Consider the following 15,938-nt stretch of genomic DNA (forward strand, 5'->3'; position numbering starts at 1 on the left):
CCTCCCCGGTTTCGGGGAAGGGTTCCCGTGCGCCGCCTACACCAGCGGCTGCATCTCGCCGATCATGGTCGGCACCAATTCCGAGACCGTCGGATGGATATGCACGGCGCGCTGGATGGTGGCGTAGGGCGCCTTGGCATACATGCCGTCGAGCAGGCCATGCACGACCTCGTCACCGCCGACACCGAGGATGGCGGCACCGAGAATGGCGTGGCTATCGGCATCGACGATCACCTTCATGAAGCCTTGCGTCTCGCCCTTCTCGACCGCCCGGCCGACCCGCGTCATCGGCCGCTTGCCGATCAGGGCCTTGCGCCCGGAGCGGCGCACCTCCTCCTCGGTCTGTCCGATGCGCCCGAGGGGCGGATCGATGTAAAGGGCATAGGCGGTGATGCGGTCGCTGACCCGGCGGGGATCGGCGTCGAACAGATTGGCGGCGACGATCTCGTAGTCATTGTAGGAAGTGTGGGTGAAGGCCCCCTTGCCGTTGCAATCGCCGAGCGCCCAGATGCCCTCGACATTGCTGCGCAGTTGATCGTCAACCGTGACATATCCGCGGGCATCGGTGTGCACGCCTGCTCTGTCCAGGCCGAGGTCGTCGGTATTGGGCACACGGCCGACGGCGATCAGCACATGCGAGCCCGATATCCGCGCGGGGCTTTGCCCCTCCCCCGCCACGGTGACGGCAACGCCGCGGTCCTCGCGGGCAAAGGAGAGGTTTGTCGCTCCGAGGTGAATATCGATGCCTTCCTTGATCAGGATGTCGCGAATGGCGTCGGAAATATCGGGGTCTTCCCGCGAGGTCAGGCGCGGACCACGCTCGATCACCGTAACCTCAGAGCCGAAGCGGCGATACATCTGCGCGAATTCGAGCGCGATATAGCTGCCACCGACCACGATGAGATGCTCCGGCAGCGTATCGAGTTCGACGATCGAGGTGTTGGTGAGGTAGTCGATGCCGGCAAGCCCAGGCATGTCGGGCACCAGGGCACGCCCACCAACATTGAGGAAGATCTTCGGCGCGCTCAGGCGCTCACCATCGACCTCGATCTCATGGGGGCCGGCGAAGCGGGCATGGCCCCGGATCAGCCGGCAGTCCGGCATGCCGCCGAGCCAATCCTCCAGCCCGGTGCGCGCATTCATGGTCACCGCCTGCTTGCGGGCCCAGACCTTCTTCATGTCGACGCCGATGCCGCTGCCCAGTACCACGCCGTAATCGTCGGCCCGGCGCGCGAGATGGGCGGCATAAGCGCTGGCCACCAGGGTCTTGGTCGGCATGCAGCCGGTGTTGACGCAGGTTCCGCCGACATGCTTGCGCTCGATCACCGCGACACGCTGCCCCGCCGCACTGAAGCGGCCGGCCAAAGAAGGGCCGGCCTGGCCGGCGCCGATGATGATGGCGTCGAAGCTGCTGCTCATAGCAGCCCCTTGACGATGAGGAATGCCCCGAGAACGGCCACCGCATCCTCGATCAGGGCCGCCGGCAGATCCCGCCCGAAGGCGAGCGCCAGCCGCCGGCGCACCTCATGGCCGCCCAGCGTGCCGACGATGGCACCGGCCACGCCGCCGATCAGCCCGACCAGCCAGGATCCGCCGGCAAATCCGATCGCCGCCCCGCTGAACGCGCCGCTCAGGAGGCGGGCGCCGAACTGCATCGGCACCTTGCGGCTGGGGGTCGAGGGCAATTGATCGCCGACGAATTCCAGCAAAGCCAATATGGTGAAGACATAAGGTGTGATGGGATGGCCGAGGAAAGCCAGCGGCGTACCGTCCAGCGGCAGCCAGCCAAGATAGGCCGCCCAGCTCACGGCGGCAGGAGCGGTGAAGGTGCGCAGCCCCGCGACCACGCCGATCAGAAAAGCGCCGAGCAACGACATGCAGCCCCCTCTGCCGATGAGGCCCCATGCTGGAGGTAGGATGGTGGAAAGGCAAGAGTCATTCGCCGGAGGGCGCAGCCTTCTCGGCAACGGGTTCCGATGTCGCTCGCAAAGCCGGCCGTCCGGGAGCCGCTACAGTTCCTCGAGTGCGTCGCCAAAAGTCTCAATGTCGCGCAGGCGCCTTCGGCCGGCGGCACCGGCTTTCTCGATGGCGCGGGTGGTGATGAGATGGCAGAGCGCCATCACCGACGTGTGGTTGAACAGGGGGCCGGGCGCCAAGGTCTGGCAATGGAAATGCCATTGCGCGGAGGAGCGCAGAGGCGCGCCTTCATCGGTGATGTAGAGCAGTTTGGCGCCCCGCCTTTCGATGGCTGCCAGGATGTCGTCCAGCTTGGCTATGCGGCGTCGCAAGGCGAAAACCACCACCATGTCGTCTGCGGCGATGCTCGCCAGATATTCGCCGAGCGTCTGGCCCGAACCGGGAATGGCAACGATATTGTCGATGACCTGCAGCATCTGCCATTGCAGATAAGCGGCAAACGGCTGGCTGGAGCGAAAGCCCAAGACCCAGGTCCTGCGCGCGCCGAGCATGGCATCCACCACAGCATCGATCTGGGCTTCGCGGATCGACAGAAAGGTCTGCTCCAGATTGGCGATGGCCTGGCCGACATGGCTGGAAAGCGACTGACCGGCAGCAGGGTCCGCCGCACTGGAAAGAAACAGCCGCGACCCGGTCTGCCTTTCCTGGCGGACATGGCGGCGCGATTCCTCGTAGGTCTCATAGCCCAGGCGGCGCACGAAGCGCGTCACGGTGGCATTGGAGACATGGGCCAGGGCCGCCAGTTCCGATGCCGAGTAGCTCGCCAATTCGCCGGGAAAATCACAGACGAATTCCCCGAGCCGCCGTTCGGCCGGCGGAAGCTCCTCGAGGACGTCCCGCACGCGGGTCAGGAATGATCTCTCGCTGGACTGCATGGCCTAGATAGCTGAAATCTCGTTTTCAGGATGCTTCGAGCAGTAAGAGATTTTGACCGTCTGTACAATCAAATCATCCGGGATGCTCGCAAATCGCCACCCATAAGCAAGAAACGAAAATATCAATTGCAAAAATATTTTCTTTGATCTTAACTATGAAAAAATAATTTCACAAACATCATCCAGAGGATTTAATCGCCATGGCAGGGGAACAGATGATCCCGTCCGGCGCATCGTCGCCGGTACAAAAGCAGATGGAACAGGCGCTGGGGACGATCGGCGTCACCACGGCCCACAAGCAGATTCTCGCGCTCATCCTGATCGGATGTCTCTTCGACGCCTTCGAGCAGAACACCATCGGGCTGATCGCGCCGATGTTGAAGGCGCAATGGGGCCTGACCGGCGCCGACATCGGTTTCCTGAACACCATCACCTTCGCGAGCGCGGCCGCCGGCCGCCTTCTCTCCGGCATCCTCGGCGACCGCTACGGCCGCCGCGTCATGCTGACCATCAATCTGCTGCTGTTCACGCTCGGGTCGGCGCTCTGTGCGCTTGCGCCGAGCTTCGGCGTGCTTTGCATGGCGCGCGCCATCGTCGGCTTCGGCGTCGGTGGCGAGATCTCCACGGCCGTCACCATGCTCGCCGAATTCTGCTCGCCGAAATTCCGCGGCACGGCGGCAGGCCTCGTCAATGTCGGCGCCGGCGGCTTCGGGAATTTTCTCGCCCCCGCCTTCGGGCTCCTGGTCTTCACCATGTTCGCGGGCGAGGATGCCTGGCGCTGGCTCTTCGGCGTACTGGCGATCCCGGCCTTCCTCGTGGTGTTCTTCCGCCGCTACGTACCGGAAACACCGCGCTTCCTGGCCTCGCAGGGCAAGATCGACGAAGCCAACAAGGTGCTATCCATCCTGGCCTCGGGCTCGCTGCGCCCCAAGGATCTGCGGGTCAGGGCCTATCTGTCGACCCCCGAGGACGACACGGTCCAGCCCACGAAAAGCAGCTGGAGAGAGCTCTTCCAGGCCCCCTATCTCGGCCGCACCATTCCCGTGGCGATCGCGATCCTGATGAGCTATGGGGCGCAGCTTTCCGTGCTCACCCTCATGCCGATGATCTTCATGTCGATGGGCCATACGCTCTCCGGCAGCCTGCTCTACTCGATGATCATCCAGAGCGGCAGCGTGCTGGGGGCGATCGCCGCCTCGATGTTCGGCTATTATTTCCCGCGAAAGAGGGTCCTGAGCATCGGCTCCGTCTGTGCCTGCGTGGCAGCCCTGGCCATCGTCTGCCTGGGGAACAGCCTCTATCTGGTGCTGTTCTTCGGCGCCCTCTTCCAGTTCTTCGTGCTGCTGCTCAACACCTCGATCTGGATCTATGCACCGGAACTCTATTCGACCCGCATTCGCGGCTTCGGCGTGGCGCTGATCCTGGCGAGCGGCTCGGCCGCGGGCTCCATCGTGCCGACCTTGGCCGGCTTCCTGTTCGACAGTCTCGGCATGCTCGGCGTTTTCGGCCTCGCCGCCTCGATGTATGCGGTCTTCGCCTTCTGCATCCAGCTCGGGCCCGAGACCTATGGCCGATCCATGGAAGACCTCACCCAGCCGGCCGAATCCGACCCTCCGACCATCGATTTTACCAAAACTGCCAGAGAACAGGCCTGACAATGCAAGCATCGTCCCCCCAAGCATCGTCCCCCCAAGCATCGTCCCCCCATGTCCTATTGATCAATCCCAACAGCTCGGAAGCGACCACGGGGATGATGCTGGCCATTGCCCGTCGCAAGGCAGATGGGCGCCTTCGGCTGGAAGCCGCTACCGCAACCCGCAGCCCTTCGATGATCGTCAACGAAATCCAGCTTGCCGCCTCCGCAAGCCAGGTGATCGAGATCGGCCGCGCGCAGGACGCGGGCTGCATCGGCATTATCGTCAGCGCCTATGGCGATCCGGGTGTCGTCCACCTGCAGGAAAGCCTGCAGGTGCCGGTCATGGGCATCTGCGAGGCATCCATGATCGATGCCTCGCAAGGTGGACGGAAATTCGGCGTCGCCACCGTCACGCCGGATCTCGCCGAGGCCATCGCGGCGCGTGCCGCGAGCCTGGGGCTACCGCACCTCTATACGGGCATACGCTGCACGCCGGGCGATCCGGTCAAGCTTGCCGATGATGCCGAACGTCTGCGCAGCGAGCTGGCAGCCGCGGTGAGGCTTTGCATCCAGGACGGCGCGGAGGCGGTGATCATCGGCGGTGGGCCGCTGGGCGAGGCGGCGGAATATCTGCGCACGCAGTTCGACATTCCCATCATCGCGCCCATCGGCTCGGCGGTGGACCTGATGATCGCTGCGCTCGCAAACGGCAACGGGCATCGGAACTGAGCGGCGCCCACGGCAAGGAAGACGCGCGCACGGCCGCCCGCTCGCGCCTCTCTTAATTTCCTCGCACCAGCGCTACGATCTTGCGCATCACGGTGGGCAGGGCCTCGCCGTCGAGATCATCAAGGCGAACCCAGCGGCAATCCGGTGGAGCCTTGGTGCTCAGCAGGGCATCGGCGGCATAGACGCTGACGGCAAGCTCGAAATGGGTGAAGCCATGGCCCACCTCGCCGGGCAGCTTGCGCCATTTCGCCTTGAGCGGCGCGTGGTTGACGGCCGCGCTTGAATCGAAATCCTCGCTCCAGACGCTGGACGGAATCTCGGTCATGCCGCCGAGCAGCCCCTTGTCGGGGCGTTTGCGCACCAGCACCCAGCCATCCGGCCTGACGATCCAGAAGGCGGCGCCCCGTCGCAAAGGGCGCTTGGCCTTGGGCGCCTTGCGCGGAAATGTCTCCTGCGTGCCTTCGCGGCGAGCCCGGCAGAAGGGCAGATAGGGGCACAGGCCGCAAGCCGGGCGTTTCGGGGTGCAGATCGTCGCCCCGAGATCCATCATCGCCTGCGCGAAATCGCCGGGCCTGTCGGCCGGGGTCATGCCGTCGACGATTTCGGCGATCCGGGGCTTGGCCTGCGGAAGGGGGGTCTCCAGCGCTTCGAGCCGGGTCACCACCCGCTCGACATTGCCGTCGACCACGGCCGCTCGCCGGTCGAAGGCGATCGCGGCCACCGCCGCTGCCGTGTAGGCCCCGATTCCCGGCAGCTGCCTGAGGCCCTCGACCGTATCGGGAAAGCGCCCGCCCAGTCTCTCGCTGACGAAGCGGGCGCAGGCGTGGAGATTGCGGGCGCGCGAATAATAGCCGAGACCCGCCCAGGCCTTGAGGATATCCTCCTCGTCGCTTTCAGCCATGGCGTCGACCGTGGGCCAGCGTGCCAGAAAGGCCTGGAAATAGGGGCCGACGGTCTTCACCGTGGTCTGCTGCAGCATGATCTCGGAGAGCCAGACGCGATAGGGATCCGGCTTCTCGCCGGGCAGCGCCCGCCAGGGCAGCCGCCTGCGGTGCCTGTCGTACCAGACGAGCAGGGCTTCGGCGTGCGGGCCTTCTGGAGACTTGACCTCGGGAGCGACACTATTAAGCATGGCTCCTCATTCCACAGATCGGCCATGATCAACAAGCCCAAGTCTCAATATCCGGCACCTTCGCAGCAGCCGTCTTCCCAGCAGCAGGTGTCCGTCAAGCGAAGGTCGGCCCGCCCCTTCGCCGATCTCGTCGGGCCGGCCCTGGCCGACGCCCTCAAGGCGCGCGGCTTCGCCACGGCTGATATCATAGGGCACTGGCCGGACATCGTCGGGGCCCGCCTGTCGGCCCATTCCCTGCCCGTGAAGATCCAATGGCCGCCCCGCCCCAAGGGCGAAGCCTCCGATGCTGCCCCCGCCGCCGCGACCCTGATCCTGCGGGTGGAGAGCGCCTTCGCGCTCGAGGTCGAAATGTCGGCCGGCCAGATCATCGAGCGCATCAACGCGGTCTTCGGCTGGCGCTGTGTCGGCAAACTTCGCCTCAAGCAGGGGCCGGTGGACCATCCGGCGCCGCGGGAGAGGCCGGGGATTCCCGCCTTGCCTCCGGAGGCGTCCCGCCAATTGGCCAATGATCTCAGCGGCATCGAGAACCCCGCCTTGCGCGAAGCGCTGGAACGGCTGGGGCGGCAGGTTCGCGGCGCGCCCCGCCGCACCAAGCCGGTCACACCTACGTGAAGGCGGCCGGTCAGCCTGTTGCCATAATTGCAAGGCTCAAGTACCGCACACATAGAGTGCGCCCCAATATGCGCAATGACAAAGGACATGAGTCGCCGATGAGCCCGATGCTTTCCCGCCGCACCCTGATCGCAGCCCTTGCGGCGAGTCCGGCGCTTGCGGCCCTGCCCGCCCTCGCGGCCGACGACAAGGTCAGCCTGCTCGAACTGGCCGTGCCCGGCCCCATCCCCGACATCGCCCTCGGCAAGCCGGATGCGCCGGTCAAGGTCTATGAATATGCCTCGATGACCTGCCCCCATTGCGCGCGCTTTGCCAAGGACGTGTTTCCGGCGATCAAGGAAAAATACATCGACACGGGCAAGGTGCTGTGGACGATGCGCGAGTTCCCGCTCGATCCGCGTGCCACCGCCGCCTTCATGCTGGCGCGCTGCATCGCCAAGGATGCGCCGCCGGAGAAATATTACACCATGCTCGACGTCCTGTTCTCGCAGCAGGAGAGCTGGGCATTCGTCAGCGACGCCAAGCAGGTGCTTCCGGCCCTGTTCGGCATCGCCAAGCAGTCCGGTTTTACACAGGAACAGTTCCAGGCCTGCTTGAAAGACCAGACGCTCTATGCTGGCGTAAATGCCGTGAAGGAGCGTGGTTCTTCGGCTTTCGGTATCGACGGCACGCCGACCTTCTTCATCAACGGTATCAGGAAGGGCGGCGAGATCACGATCGACGAGTTCTCCAAGACCGTCGATCCGTTCCTCAAATCCTGAATGCAGTTCCGGCCCCGCCGGACTGCGGGGTGATGGATGAAACTAACCAAGCTCAGGCTTCTCGGCTTCAAGTCGTTTGTCGAACCCACGGATTTCCTGATCGAACCCGGTTTGACCGGCGTGGTCGGGCCGAACGGCTGCGGCAAGTCGAACCTGGTCGAGGCCCTGCGCTGGGTGATGGGCGAGAGCAGCCACAAGAACCTGCGCGCCGCCGAGATGGACGATGTCATCTTCGGCGGCTCGGGGAACCGGCCGCCGCGCAACATGGCCGAGGTGATGCTGACGGTCGAGAACAAGGACCGTACCGCTCCGGCCGCCTTCAACGACGCCGACATCCTGGAAATCTCCCGCCGCATCGAACGTGACCGCGGCTCCAACTACCGCATCAACGGCCGCGAAGTGCGCGCCCGCGACGTGCAGCTCATCTTCGCCGACGCCTCCACCGGCGCGCGCTCGCCCGCCATGGTGCGCCAGGGCCAGATCGCCGAACTGATCGCCGCCAAGCCGCAATCGCGCCGGCGCATCCTTGAGGAAGCGGCCGGCATCTCCGGCCTGCACACGCGCCGTCATGAGGCGGAGCTGCGGCTGAAGGCGGCCGAAAGCAATCTGGAGCGGCTCGAGGACGTGCTGACCCAGATCGAATCCCAGCTCGACAGCCTGAAGCGCCAGTCCCGCCAGGCCTTCCGCTATCGTGGCCTTTCCAACGAGATCCGGCAGGCCGAGGCCCTGCTCTTCCACATCGCCTTCGAGGAGGCGGGGCGGCTGGTGATCGAGGCGGAAAAACGTCTCGATCTCGACACCCGCACCGTGGCCGAACGCACGCGGGCTCAGGCCGAGGCGGCACGCCTGGCCGCCATCGCCGCCCATGAGATGCCGCCCTTGCGCGAAGCCGAGCATGCCGCTGGCACTGCCCTGCATCGCCTGGTGCTGGCACGCGAGCAATTGGACCAGGAGGAAAGACGCGCCGGCGAGCGGCGCATCGAGCTTGACCACCGTATCAGGCAGGCCGGCGCCGACATCGCCCGCGAAAAGTCAATGATATCAGATGCCGGCACGATGCTGCAGCGCCTGACGGGCGAGGAGGCCGCCCTGAAGGCCGAGCAGGACGGCGCACAGGAACGCGCGGCCGAGGCCGCCGGCTTGCTGCGGGAAGCCGAAGCGGCCTTGGCCGAGCAGGAGAAGGCGATGGGCGAGGCCCAGGCGGCCCTGGCCGAACTCCAGGCGTCGCGCGCCCAGGCCGAGCGCAGCGAGCGCGAAGCCGCCGAGCGGGTGGTTCGCCTGGAACGCCAGCTCGCCGAGATCCAGCGCGAGAGCGAAGCCCTGCGCGCCGGATCGAACGCCGCTGCCATCGCCGAGACGCTGCAGGGTGAACTCGCCGCGCTGCAGGAGCGGCGCAGCCTGGCCGAACAGGCCGCCATGGAGGCCGAGGCTGCCCACGCCGAGGCGCGCGACGCGGAAGCCGCCACGCGAGCCCCGCTCCAGGAGGCCGAACGCATGGCCAATCGCCTGGAAACCGAGGCGCGGACCCTGGCCAAGCTGGTATTGACGCCGGCCGGCGCCAAATATCCCCCGATCGCCGACGTCCTTCAGGTCGCCAAGGGCTATGAGGTCGCGCTCGGTGCCGCCCTCGGCGAGGATATCGACGCGCCCACCGACCTCGACGCGCCGGCTCATTGGTCGGGCGCCGCCGTCGCGGACGGCGATCCGCTTCTGCCCGCCGGGGTGGAACCGCTGGCCGATTTCGTCCAGGCGCCCGAGAATCTGGCGCGCCGCATGGCCCAGATCGGCATCGTGGATAGGGCGGACGGCCCCCGCCTCAAGCCCCTGCTCGCCCCCGGCCAGAGGCTGGTGAGCCGCGAGGGCGATCTGTGGCGCTGGGACGGATTCGTGGCCGCCGCCGAGGCCCCCTCGCCCGCCGCCCGGCGCCTGGCCGAGCGCAACCGCTTGGCCGAGCTCGAAGAACAGGCCCAGGCGGCCCGGGACGCCGTCGCTCCCCGTCGCCGCGAGGCGGAGATGGCGCAGGCCGCCTTGCGCCAGGCCGCGGAGCGTGAGCGCACCACGCGCGATGCCTGGCGCAGCTTTAGCCGCGAGGCCGACCAGTTGCGCGAGCGGGCCGTCGCGGCCGAGCGCCAGGCAGCCCAGCTCACCAGCCGGCTGTCTGCCCTGGAAGAGGCCGGCAACCGCCTCGGTAGCGATCTCGCCGAGGCGCGCGAGGCCTGCGAGCGGACAAGGCAGGCTCTGTCGACGCTGCCCGACGGGAGTGCCCTCAATGCCCGCCTGCAGGAATTGCGCCAGGCCGTGGCGGAAGGCCGCGCCGAGGTGGCGGAGACCCGCGCCCAGGCCCAGACGCTGGCGCGCGAGGACGAATTGCGCGCAAGGCGCCTTGCCGCCATCGACCAGGAAAGCCAGTCCTGGAGAGAACGCCAGGAGAACGGCGCGGCCCAGATCGAGACATTGACCAGCCGCCTGACGGAACTGGAAATCGAGCGGGCGGAATATGACGATGCCCCGGTCGTCTTCGCGGCACGGCGACGGGGCCTGATCGCGGAAACCGAGATGGCGGAAGAGGCCCGCAAGATCGCCGCCGATCGCCTGGCAGAGGCCGAGACCCGCCTGGCCCAGACCGATCGCCAGGGCCGTGAAGCGCTGGTCGCCTTGAGCCAGGCTCGCGAGGAGCAGGTGCGCTCGGAGGAAAAGCTCGACGCCCTGCGCGCGCGCCGGTCCCAGATCGTCGCCGAGATCGAGGAGGCCCTGAACGTCGCGCCGACGGGCCTCCTGAAACTCGCCAATCTCGCGGCCGACGCGCCGATCCCCGACCGGCGTGCGGTCGAGCGTACGCTCGAGGACGCCAAGCGCGAGCGCGAGCGGCTCGGCGCGGTCAATCTCAGGGCCGAGGACGAGCAGAAGGACGTGCAGACCCAGCTCGATGGCCTCGTCAGCGAGCGGGACGATCTGGTCGAGGCGATCAAGCGCCTGCGCCAGGCGATCGCCGGGCTCAACCGCGAGGGACGCGAAAGGCTGCTCGCTGCCTTCGACGTGGTCAACGGCCACTTCCAGCGCCTGTTCCAGACCCTGTTCGGCGGCGGCACGGCCGAGCTGCAGCTCACCGAGTCGGACGACCCCCTCGAAGCCGGCCTCGAAATGCTGGCCCGGCCGCCGGGCAAGAAGCCGCAGACGCTGTCGTTGCTTTCGGGCGGCGAACAGGCCCTGACCGCGATGGCGCTGATCTTTGCGGTGTTCCTCACCAATCCGGCGCCGATCTGCGTGCTCGACGAAGTCGACGCGCCGCTTGATGACGCCAATGTCGAGCGCTTCTGCGATCTCCTCGATGCGATGATTCGCGAGACCGAGACGCGTTTCGTCACCATCACCCACAACCCGATCACCATGTCGCGCCAGAACCGCCTGTTCGGCGTCACCATGGCAGAACGCGGCGTCAGCCAGCTGGTCTCGGTCAATCTGAGCGAAGCCGAGAAGTTCCTGGAAGCGGTGTAGTCTTGGCCGCCGGTCTTCAGGCCGGCATGGAAATGCGACCCGTGTCCCCCTCCTCCGTTCCATCGAGAGATGGAGCGGGACCGGCACAACTTTCTACCCAAATATCGTACTGCCCTGCCGGTCGGAAGACCGGCACACCGAACCCACAATCTTCCCTTGCCGAATCCATAAGCAAATGCTTATGTGTTCTGCATGACGCAGACAGACCTCTTTCGAGCCCTCGCCGATCCCACCCGCCGCGCCGTGTTCGAACGGCTGGCGGGCGGGGAGATGAGCGTTTCACAGATCAAGGCCGGCTTCGACGTTTCCCAGCCGGCGATCTCGCAGCATCTCGCGATCCTGCGCGAAGCCGGCCTGGTGGCCGAGCGGCGCGAAGGCCGCCTGGTGCATTACCGCGCCGCGCCCCAGGCGCTGGCGCCGCTGGCCGAATGGGTCGACCGCTATGCCAGCTTCTGGCCCGGGCGCATCGACAGACTCAAGGCCGTGCTGAAGGAGATGGACCAATGACGATCCTGAACGATGCGACCACGGGGCCGGAGGACAAGACGGCGCCCGACGACCTCCACTTCGAGAGCGTGCTGGAAGCCCCGCCCGCCAAGGTCTGGCGTGCCCTTACCATTCCCGACTATGTCGCCGCTTGGTTGACGCCGACCGAGAACGGCACCGACGCCGCCCGTTCGTCGCGGCGGGATCTCAAGGAGCCCGAGTTGGTCGATTGTCGCCTGCTCGCCGCCGAGGCCCCGCAAATGCTGCGCTACGCCTGGAGCGAGAAGATGCAGGAGCGCGTGCTCGACAGCGTCGTCACCTTCGAGCTCGCGCCGCATGGCGAAGGTTCAACGCTGCTGCGCATCACCCAGGGCAGCTTCGTCCTGCGGCCCGTCGCCGCCAATCTCAACCAGCCGCCCCTGTTGCTGGCGGCCTGAGGATCCTGCAATGAACGCCCTCATTCCCATGGTGGTGGAACAGTCCACCCGCGGCGAACGCTCCTTCGACATCTTCTCGCGCCTCCTGCGCGAGCGCATCATCTTCATCAACGGGCCCGTCGATGACAGCGTCTCCGCCCTGGTCTGCGCGCAGCTCCTGTTCCTGGAGGCGGAGAACTCCAGGAAGGAGATCTCGCTCTACATCAACTCCCCCGGCGGATCGGTGACCAGCGGCTTCGCCATTTACGACGCCATGCAGTTCATCAAGAGCCCGGTCTCGACGCTGTGCATGGGGTCGGCCTTCTCCCTCGGCTCCTTCATCCTGATGGCCGGCACGGCCGGCCGCCGCTTTGCCCTGCCCAACGCCTCGATCATGGTGCACCAGCCTTCCGGCGGCTATCAGGGCCAGGCCAGCGACATGCTCATCCACGCCAACAACATCATCAAATCGAGAGCCCGCCTCAACGGGCTGTATGCCCAGCATTGCGGCCGAACCGTCGCGGAGGTCGAGGCGGCCATGGACCGCGACAATTTCATGTCCGCGGAGGAAGCCCAGGCCTGGGGCCTCGTGGACCATGTCGCGCCGGCGCGCCTTGAGGCAGCATGAGCGCCTGATTCTCGTGCCGGTTTGCGCACCGCCGCCCGTCTGGCGGCGGCGCGGAGCTTCAAGACGGGCTTGCATAGGCCGACACGGCCGAATGTGACGTCGCAACCATGGCTTGTCCTGGAGCAAAGCGCGTTTAGGCGTAACCGCTTCTTTGCTCTCATTCTTTGGTCCGACGTGTCCTTGCGATTCTTGCCGATTCCGACAAATCGCCAAACGCTTTGGCAGAAAAGCCGGCAGCCAATGGCTATTCTCCCCATTTTTTATTTGTTCTCAAAGACTTGGCATAATTTCGCCTCGCCTTGACACCGCAAGGGGGCGTGGGTATGGTCCCGCCGTTTTCAAGGGGGGCGTCCGGCTCTGTTTTGGCCGGCCAGGGAGCATGTTGCCGCAATGGCGAGCGACGAAGCGGACCAGGCCGGAAAATCCGGCAAAGACGAATCCCGCGATCGTGAATTGAACGAACGCTTGCGCCGTCTCGACGAGCGCCTCGGCTCCATCAAGTCCGGGGAAGCAGCCGAAGCGGCCAAGGCGCGTAAGCAGGAGGGCGATCCTTCTGCGATCGGCAAGGCCATGCGCCTCTCGTCCGAGTTCGTCGGCGGCATCGTCGCCGGTGGCTTGCTGGGATGGGTCGTGGATCGGTTTGCCGGTACTTCGCCGTGGGGGCTCATCATCTTTTTGATGCTCGGCTTCGCGGCAGGTGTCCGGAACTTGTTGCGCGCCTCGAATATGTTGGGCAAGACGCCCGACAAACAGGAATGAACCGGCGCCTTGCGCCACAATTGAAGACAGGGCCTCGCTGGCGATGCATAGTCCGATTACGCAGTTCGAGATCAAGCCGCTCTTCCATATCGGCAGCATCGCGTTCACCAATTCGGCTCTCTTCATGTTCCTGGCGGTGATCCTCATCGCGCTGGTGATGATCGCGACGACCTCCTCCCGCGCCACCGTGCCGGGCCGCTGGCAGTCCCTCGCCGAGACCTTCTACGAATTCGTGGCCGGCACCGTGCGTTCTTCGGCCGGGAACGAGGGCATGCGCTTCATGCCGCTGGTGTTCTCGCTCTTCATGTTCGTGCTGTTCTGCAACGTGCTCGGCCTGATCCCTGGCTTCTTCACCGTCACCAGCCACATCATCGTCACCTTCGCGCTGGCCGCCTTGGTGATCACCACGGTGATCCTCTACGGCTTCTACAAGAACGGCGCCCACTTCCTGAAGCTGTTCGTGCCCTCCGGTGTGCCGGCCGTGCTGCTGCCGCTGCTGGTGGCGATCGAGATCATCTCCTTCGTCTCGCGCCCGATCAGCCTCTCCGTCCGTCTGTTCGCCAACATGCTGGCCGGCCACATCGCCCTGAAGATCTTCGCCGGCTTCATCGTCATGCTCGCCAGTGCCGGCGTGGCGACGGCGATCCTGTCGCCCCTGCCCCTGCTTCTCGTGATCGCCCTGGTGGCGCTCGAAGTGCTGGTTGCCGTGCTGCAAGCCTATGTCTTCGCCACGCTGACCTGTATCTACCTCAATGACGCCCTTCACCCCGGCCATTGATCCCGTCTAAATCCAACAAAACCTACACCAACAGGAGTTCTCCATGGATCCCGTCGCAGCTAAGTATATCGGCGCTGGTCTCGCTTGCATCGGCATGGCCGGCGCTGGTATCGGCCTCGGCAACCTGTTCGGCCAGTTCCTCTCGGGCGCCCTGCGCAACCCGTCGGCTGCCGACGGCCAGCGCGGCACGCTGCTCCTCGGCTTCGCTCTGACCGAAGCTCTCGGCATCTTCTCGCTGCTCGTCGCTCTGCTGCTCCTGTTCGCAGTCTGATCCGCGCCAGCCGCACCAACGAGGACGGCTTTCGCGATCAGAATTCGCGAGGCCGTTCATCGTTTCAGTGGCTAAAGCGTTTTGCGATCTGGCGGCTACGCCAAGAACCGCAAAGACGCATCGGACCCAGGTGCTGGAGCAAACAGGCGTTTCCGTTCAAACGCGCTTTGCTCTAGGAATGGCAGCAATTCCATCTGTTTGTGGCTCTATCTGTTTGTAGCTTGGCCTGCAAAGACATGAGTGCACATCCGTTGAAGGTGTTTCATGGCTGAAAGTCACGCAGGAACCGAGGTTCCCGGCGATGCACATGGGGCCAAGGGCGCATTTCCGCCCTTCGACAGCTCGTCCTTTGCCTCACAGCTCGTGTGGCTGGTCATCGCTTTCGGGCTTCTCTACATCCTGATGTCGAAGATCGCGCTGCCGCGCATCGCCGGCATCCTCTCCGAGCGGTCGGCTAAGATCGCCGCGGACCTTGCGGCTGCCCAGAAGGCCAAGGCGGACAGTGACGAGGCCGTGGCCTCCTATCAGACCGCGCTGATCAAGGCCCGCGCCAAGGCGCAGAGCATCGCGGCCGAGACCCGTGCTGCCGTGACCGCCGAAACGGACACCACCCGCAAGTCGCTCGAAGCCGATCTCTCGGCCAAGCTGGCGGCAGCGGAGGCCAAGATCCTGGCGACCAAGCAGGCTGCCCTCGGCAACGTCAACGGCATCGCCGTCGACGCCACCACCGCCATCGTCGAGCAGCTGCTCGGCAAGGCGCCCGAGCCGCAGACGGTGCAGTCCGCCGTCGACGCCGCCATGGCCAAGTAAGGAGGCGGGCGTGATCGAATATTTCGCCGACATGATCCATGAACTCTTCAACCCTGCCGGGCCGGAGTTCTACATCCTCATCGCCACGCTGATCTTCCTGGCCATTGCCTGGAAGCTCGGCGCCTTCGGGCAGATCGGCAAGGGCCTCGACGCCCGCGGCAACGCCGTGCGCGCCGAACTCGAACAGGCTCGCTCCCTGCGCGAGGAAGCCCAGAAGCTGCTGGCCGACTATCAGAAGAAGCAGAAGGAAGCGGAAGCCGAGGCTGCTGCGATGATCGAGGCTGCCAAGGCCGAGGCCGAGCGCTTCAAGGCCGAGCAGATCGCCAAGATCGAGGACTTCGTCGCCCGCCGCACCCGCTTGGCCGATCAGAAGATCGCCCAGGCCGAAACCTCTGCTGTGGCCGAGGTCAAGGCCGCTGCCGCGGATGCCGCCGTCAAGGCTGCCACCACGATCCTTGCCGACCAGCCCGCTGCCAGCGCCAGCAACCTGATGTCGGCCGCCCTCAACGAAGTGCGCGCCAAGCTCAACTGAGCGACATCGACCACATCCCGAAAAGCCGCCCGCCGAAAGGC

Annotated in this window: 17 protein-coding genes; 13 read left to right on the top strand and 4 right to left on the bottom strand. The window is 65.6% G+C overall.

What is annotated here, in order from left to right:
- Positions 1-36 precede the first annotated feature (36 nt).
- The 3 genes from C5L14_RS12530 to C5L14_RS12540 form a co-directional block, all read right to left on the bottom strand.
- Entirely contained in the window at positions 37-1,419 is a 1,383-nt protein-coding gene (locus tag C5L14_RS12530; protein ID WP_105862368.1) for an FAD-containing oxidoreductase, read from the bottom strand.
- Complete coding sequence (locus tag C5L14_RS12535) at positions 1,416-1,877, bottom strand: DUF4126 family protein (RefSeq protein ID WP_105862369.1); 462 nt, start codon at positions 1,875-1,877, stop codon at positions 1,416-1,418. The genes C5L14_RS12530 and C5L14_RS12535 overlap by 4 nt, the downstream gene beginning before the upstream one ends.
- Before the next feature lie 132 nt (positions 1,878-2,009).
- Positions 2,010-2,852 carry a MurR/RpiR family transcriptional regulator gene (locus C5L14_RS12540; RefSeq protein ID WP_105862370.1) on the bottom strand — a complete coding sequence of 281 codons (843 nt, stop codon included), beginning with the start codon at positions 2,850-2,852 and terminating at the stop codon, positions 2,010-2,012.
- Positions 2,853-3,052: 200 nt separating this feature from the next.
- Between C5L14_RS12540 and C5L14_RS12545 the strand changes: the two genes are divergently transcribed.
- Both C5L14_RS12545 and C5L14_RS12550 read left to right on the top strand, forming a co-directional pair.
- Positions 3,053-4,507 carry an MFS transporter gene (locus C5L14_RS12545; RefSeq protein ID WP_181161146.1) on the top strand — a complete coding sequence of 485 codons (1,455 nt, stop codon included), beginning with the start codon at positions 3,053-3,055 and terminating at the stop codon, positions 4,505-4,507.
- Positions 4,508-4,509: 2 nt separating this feature from the next.
- On the top strand, positions 4,510-5,217 hold the full coding sequence (locus C5L14_RS12550; protein ID WP_105862371.1) for an aspartate/glutamate racemase family protein: 708 nt from the start codon (positions 4,510-4,512) through the stop codon (positions 5,215-5,217).
- Positions 5,218-5,269: 52 nt separating this feature from the next.
- Here the strand turns inward: C5L14_RS12550 and mutY are convergent, their stop codons facing one another.
- Positions 5,270-6,349: an A/G-specific adenine glycosylase gene (mutY, locus tag C5L14_RS12555; RefSeq protein WP_105862372.1), complete on the bottom strand. Its 1,080-nt coding sequence runs from the start codon at positions 6,347-6,349 to the stop codon at positions 5,270-5,272.
- A 24-nt stretch (positions 6,350-6,373) separates the two neighbouring features.
- Between mutY and C5L14_RS12560 the strand changes: the two genes are divergently transcribed.
- The 11 genes from C5L14_RS12560 (at position 6,374) to C5L14_RS12610 (ending at position 15,897) form a co-directional block, all read left to right on the top strand.
- A complete protein-coding gene (locus C5L14_RS12560; protein ID WP_105862373.1) occupies positions 6,374-6,961 on the top strand; it encodes a DUF721 domain-containing protein in 588 nt (195 codons plus the stop codon).
- 98 nt (positions 6,962-7,059) lie between these two features.
- A complete protein-coding gene (locus C5L14_RS12565; RefSeq protein WP_105862374.1) occupies positions 7,060-7,722 on the top strand; it encodes a DsbA family protein in 663 nt (220 codons plus the stop codon).
- 36 nt (positions 7,723-7,758) lie between these two features.
- The gene (gene smc / locus C5L14_RS12570) at positions 7,759-11,217 is read left to right on the top strand and encodes a chromosome segregation protein SMC (RefSeq protein WP_105862375.1); all 3,459 of its coding nucleotides are present in this window, start codon (positions 7,759-7,761) and stop codon (positions 11,215-11,217) included.
- A 192-nt stretch (positions 11,218-11,409) separates the two neighbouring features.
- Entirely contained in the window at positions 11,410-11,724 is a 315-nt protein-coding gene (locus tag C5L14_RS12575) for an ArsR/SmtB family transcription factor (protein WP_105862376.1), read from the top strand.
- A complete protein-coding gene (locus C5L14_RS12580; protein WP_105862377.1) occupies positions 11,721-12,140 on the top strand; it encodes an SRPBCC family protein in 420 nt (139 codons plus the stop codon). The genes C5L14_RS12575 and C5L14_RS12580 overlap by 4 nt, the downstream gene beginning before the upstream one ends.
- Before the next feature lie 10 nt (positions 12,141-12,150).
- Positions 12,151-12,747 carry an ATP-dependent Clp protease proteolytic subunit gene (locus C5L14_RS12585; RefSeq protein ID WP_105862378.1) on the top strand — a complete coding sequence of 199 codons (597 nt, stop codon included), beginning with the start codon at positions 12,151-12,153 and terminating at the stop codon, positions 12,745-12,747.
- Between the two features lie 390 nt (positions 12,748-13,137).
- Positions 13,138-13,506: an AtpZ/AtpI family protein gene (locus C5L14_RS30915; RefSeq protein ID WP_105862379.1), complete on the top strand. Its 369-nt coding sequence runs from the start codon at positions 13,138-13,140 to the stop codon at positions 13,504-13,506.
- 43 nt (positions 13,507-13,549) lie between these two features.
- Entirely contained in the window at positions 13,550-14,284 is a 735-nt protein-coding gene (locus C5L14_RS12595; protein WP_068291858.1) for a F0F1 ATP synthase subunit A, read from the top strand.
- 43 nt (positions 14,285-14,327) lie between these two features.
- Complete coding sequence (locus tag C5L14_RS12600) at positions 14,328-14,555, top strand: F0F1 ATP synthase subunit C (RefSeq protein WP_068291855.1); 228 nt, start codon at positions 14,328-14,330, stop codon at positions 14,553-14,555.
- Between the two features lie 264 nt (positions 14,556-14,819).
- A complete protein-coding gene (locus tag C5L14_RS12605) occupies positions 14,820-15,365 on the top strand; it encodes a F0F1 ATP synthase subunit B (RefSeq protein ID WP_105862380.1) in 546 nt (181 codons plus the stop codon).
- 31 nt (positions 15,366-15,396) lie between these two features.
- The gene (locus tag C5L14_RS12610; RefSeq protein WP_105862598.1) at positions 15,397-15,897 is read left to right on the top strand and encodes an ATP F0F1 synthase subunit B; all 501 of its coding nucleotides are present in this window, start codon (positions 15,397-15,399) and stop codon (positions 15,895-15,897) included.
- Positions 15,898-15,938 lie beyond the last annotated feature (41 nt).

This window comes from Labrys okinawensis (assembly GCF_002982075.1).
Taxonomy (GTDB): Bacteria; Pseudomonadota; Alphaproteobacteria; order Rhizobiales; family Labraceae; genus Labrys; species Labrys okinawensis_A.

Excerpts from the sequence above, each read along its gene's own strand:
- C5L14_RS12530 (WP_105862368.1), bottom strand. The coding sequence starts at position 1,419 with ATGAGCAGCAGCTTCGACGCCATCATCATCGGCGCCGGCCAGGCCGGC.
- C5L14_RS12600 (WP_068291855.1), top strand. The coding sequence starts at position 14,328 with ATGGATCCCGTCGCAGCTAAGTATATCGGCGCTGGTCTCGCTTGCATC.
- C5L14_RS12565 (WP_105862374.1), top strand. The coding sequence starts at position 7,060 with ATGAGCCCGATGCTTTCCCGCCGCACCCTGATCGCAGCCCTTGCGGCG.
- smc (WP_105862375.1), top strand. The coding sequence starts at position 7,759 with ATGAAACTAACCAAGCTCAGGCTTCTCGGCTTCAAGTCGTTTGTCGAA.
- C5L14_RS12595 (WP_068291858.1), top strand. The coding sequence starts at position 13,550 with ATGCATAGTCCGATTACGCAGTTCGAGATCAAGCCGCTCTTCCATATC.
- C5L14_RS12575 (WP_105862376.1), top strand. The coding sequence starts at position 11,410 with ATGACGCAGACAGACCTCTTTCGAGCCCTCGCCGATCCCACCCGCCGC.
- mutY (WP_105862372.1), bottom strand. The coding sequence starts at position 6,349 with ATGCTTAATAGTGTCGCTCCCGAGGTCAAGTCTCCAGAAGGCCCGCAC.
- C5L14_RS12560 (WP_105862373.1), top strand. The coding sequence starts at position 6,374 with ATGATCAACAAGCCCAAGTCTCAATATCCGGCACCTTCGCAGCAGCCG.
- C5L14_RS12545 (WP_181161146.1), top strand. The coding sequence starts at position 3,053 with ATGGCAGGGGAACAGATGATCCCGTCCGGCGCATCGTCGCCGGTACAA.
- C5L14_RS12550 (WP_105862371.1), top strand. The coding sequence starts at position 4,510 with ATGCAAGCATCGTCCCCCCAAGCATCGTCCCCCCAAGCATCGTCCCCC.
- C5L14_RS12585 (WP_105862378.1), top strand. The coding sequence starts at position 12,151 with ATGAACGCCCTCATTCCCATGGTGGTGGAACAGTCCACCCGCGGCGAA.
- C5L14_RS12610 (WP_105862598.1), top strand. The coding sequence starts at position 15,397 with ATGATCCATGAACTCTTCAACCCTGCCGGGCCGGAGTTCTACATCCTC.
- C5L14_RS12535 (WP_105862369.1), bottom strand. The coding sequence starts at position 1,877 with ATGTCGTTGCTCGGCGCTTTTCTGATCGGCGTGGTCGCGGGGCTGCGC.
- C5L14_RS12605 (WP_105862380.1), top strand. The coding sequence starts at position 14,820 with ATGGCTGAAAGTCACGCAGGAACCGAGGTTCCCGGCGATGCACATGGG.
- C5L14_RS12540 (WP_105862370.1), bottom strand. The coding sequence starts at position 2,852 with ATGCAGTCCAGCGAGAGATCATTCCTGACCCGCGTGCGGGACGTCCTC.
- C5L14_RS12580 (WP_105862377.1), top strand. The coding sequence starts at position 11,721 with ATGACGATCCTGAACGATGCGACCACGGGGCCGGAGGACAAGACGGCG.
- C5L14_RS30915 (WP_105862379.1), top strand. The coding sequence starts at position 13,138 with ATGGCGAGCGACGAAGCGGACCAGGCCGGAAAATCCGGCAAAGACGAA.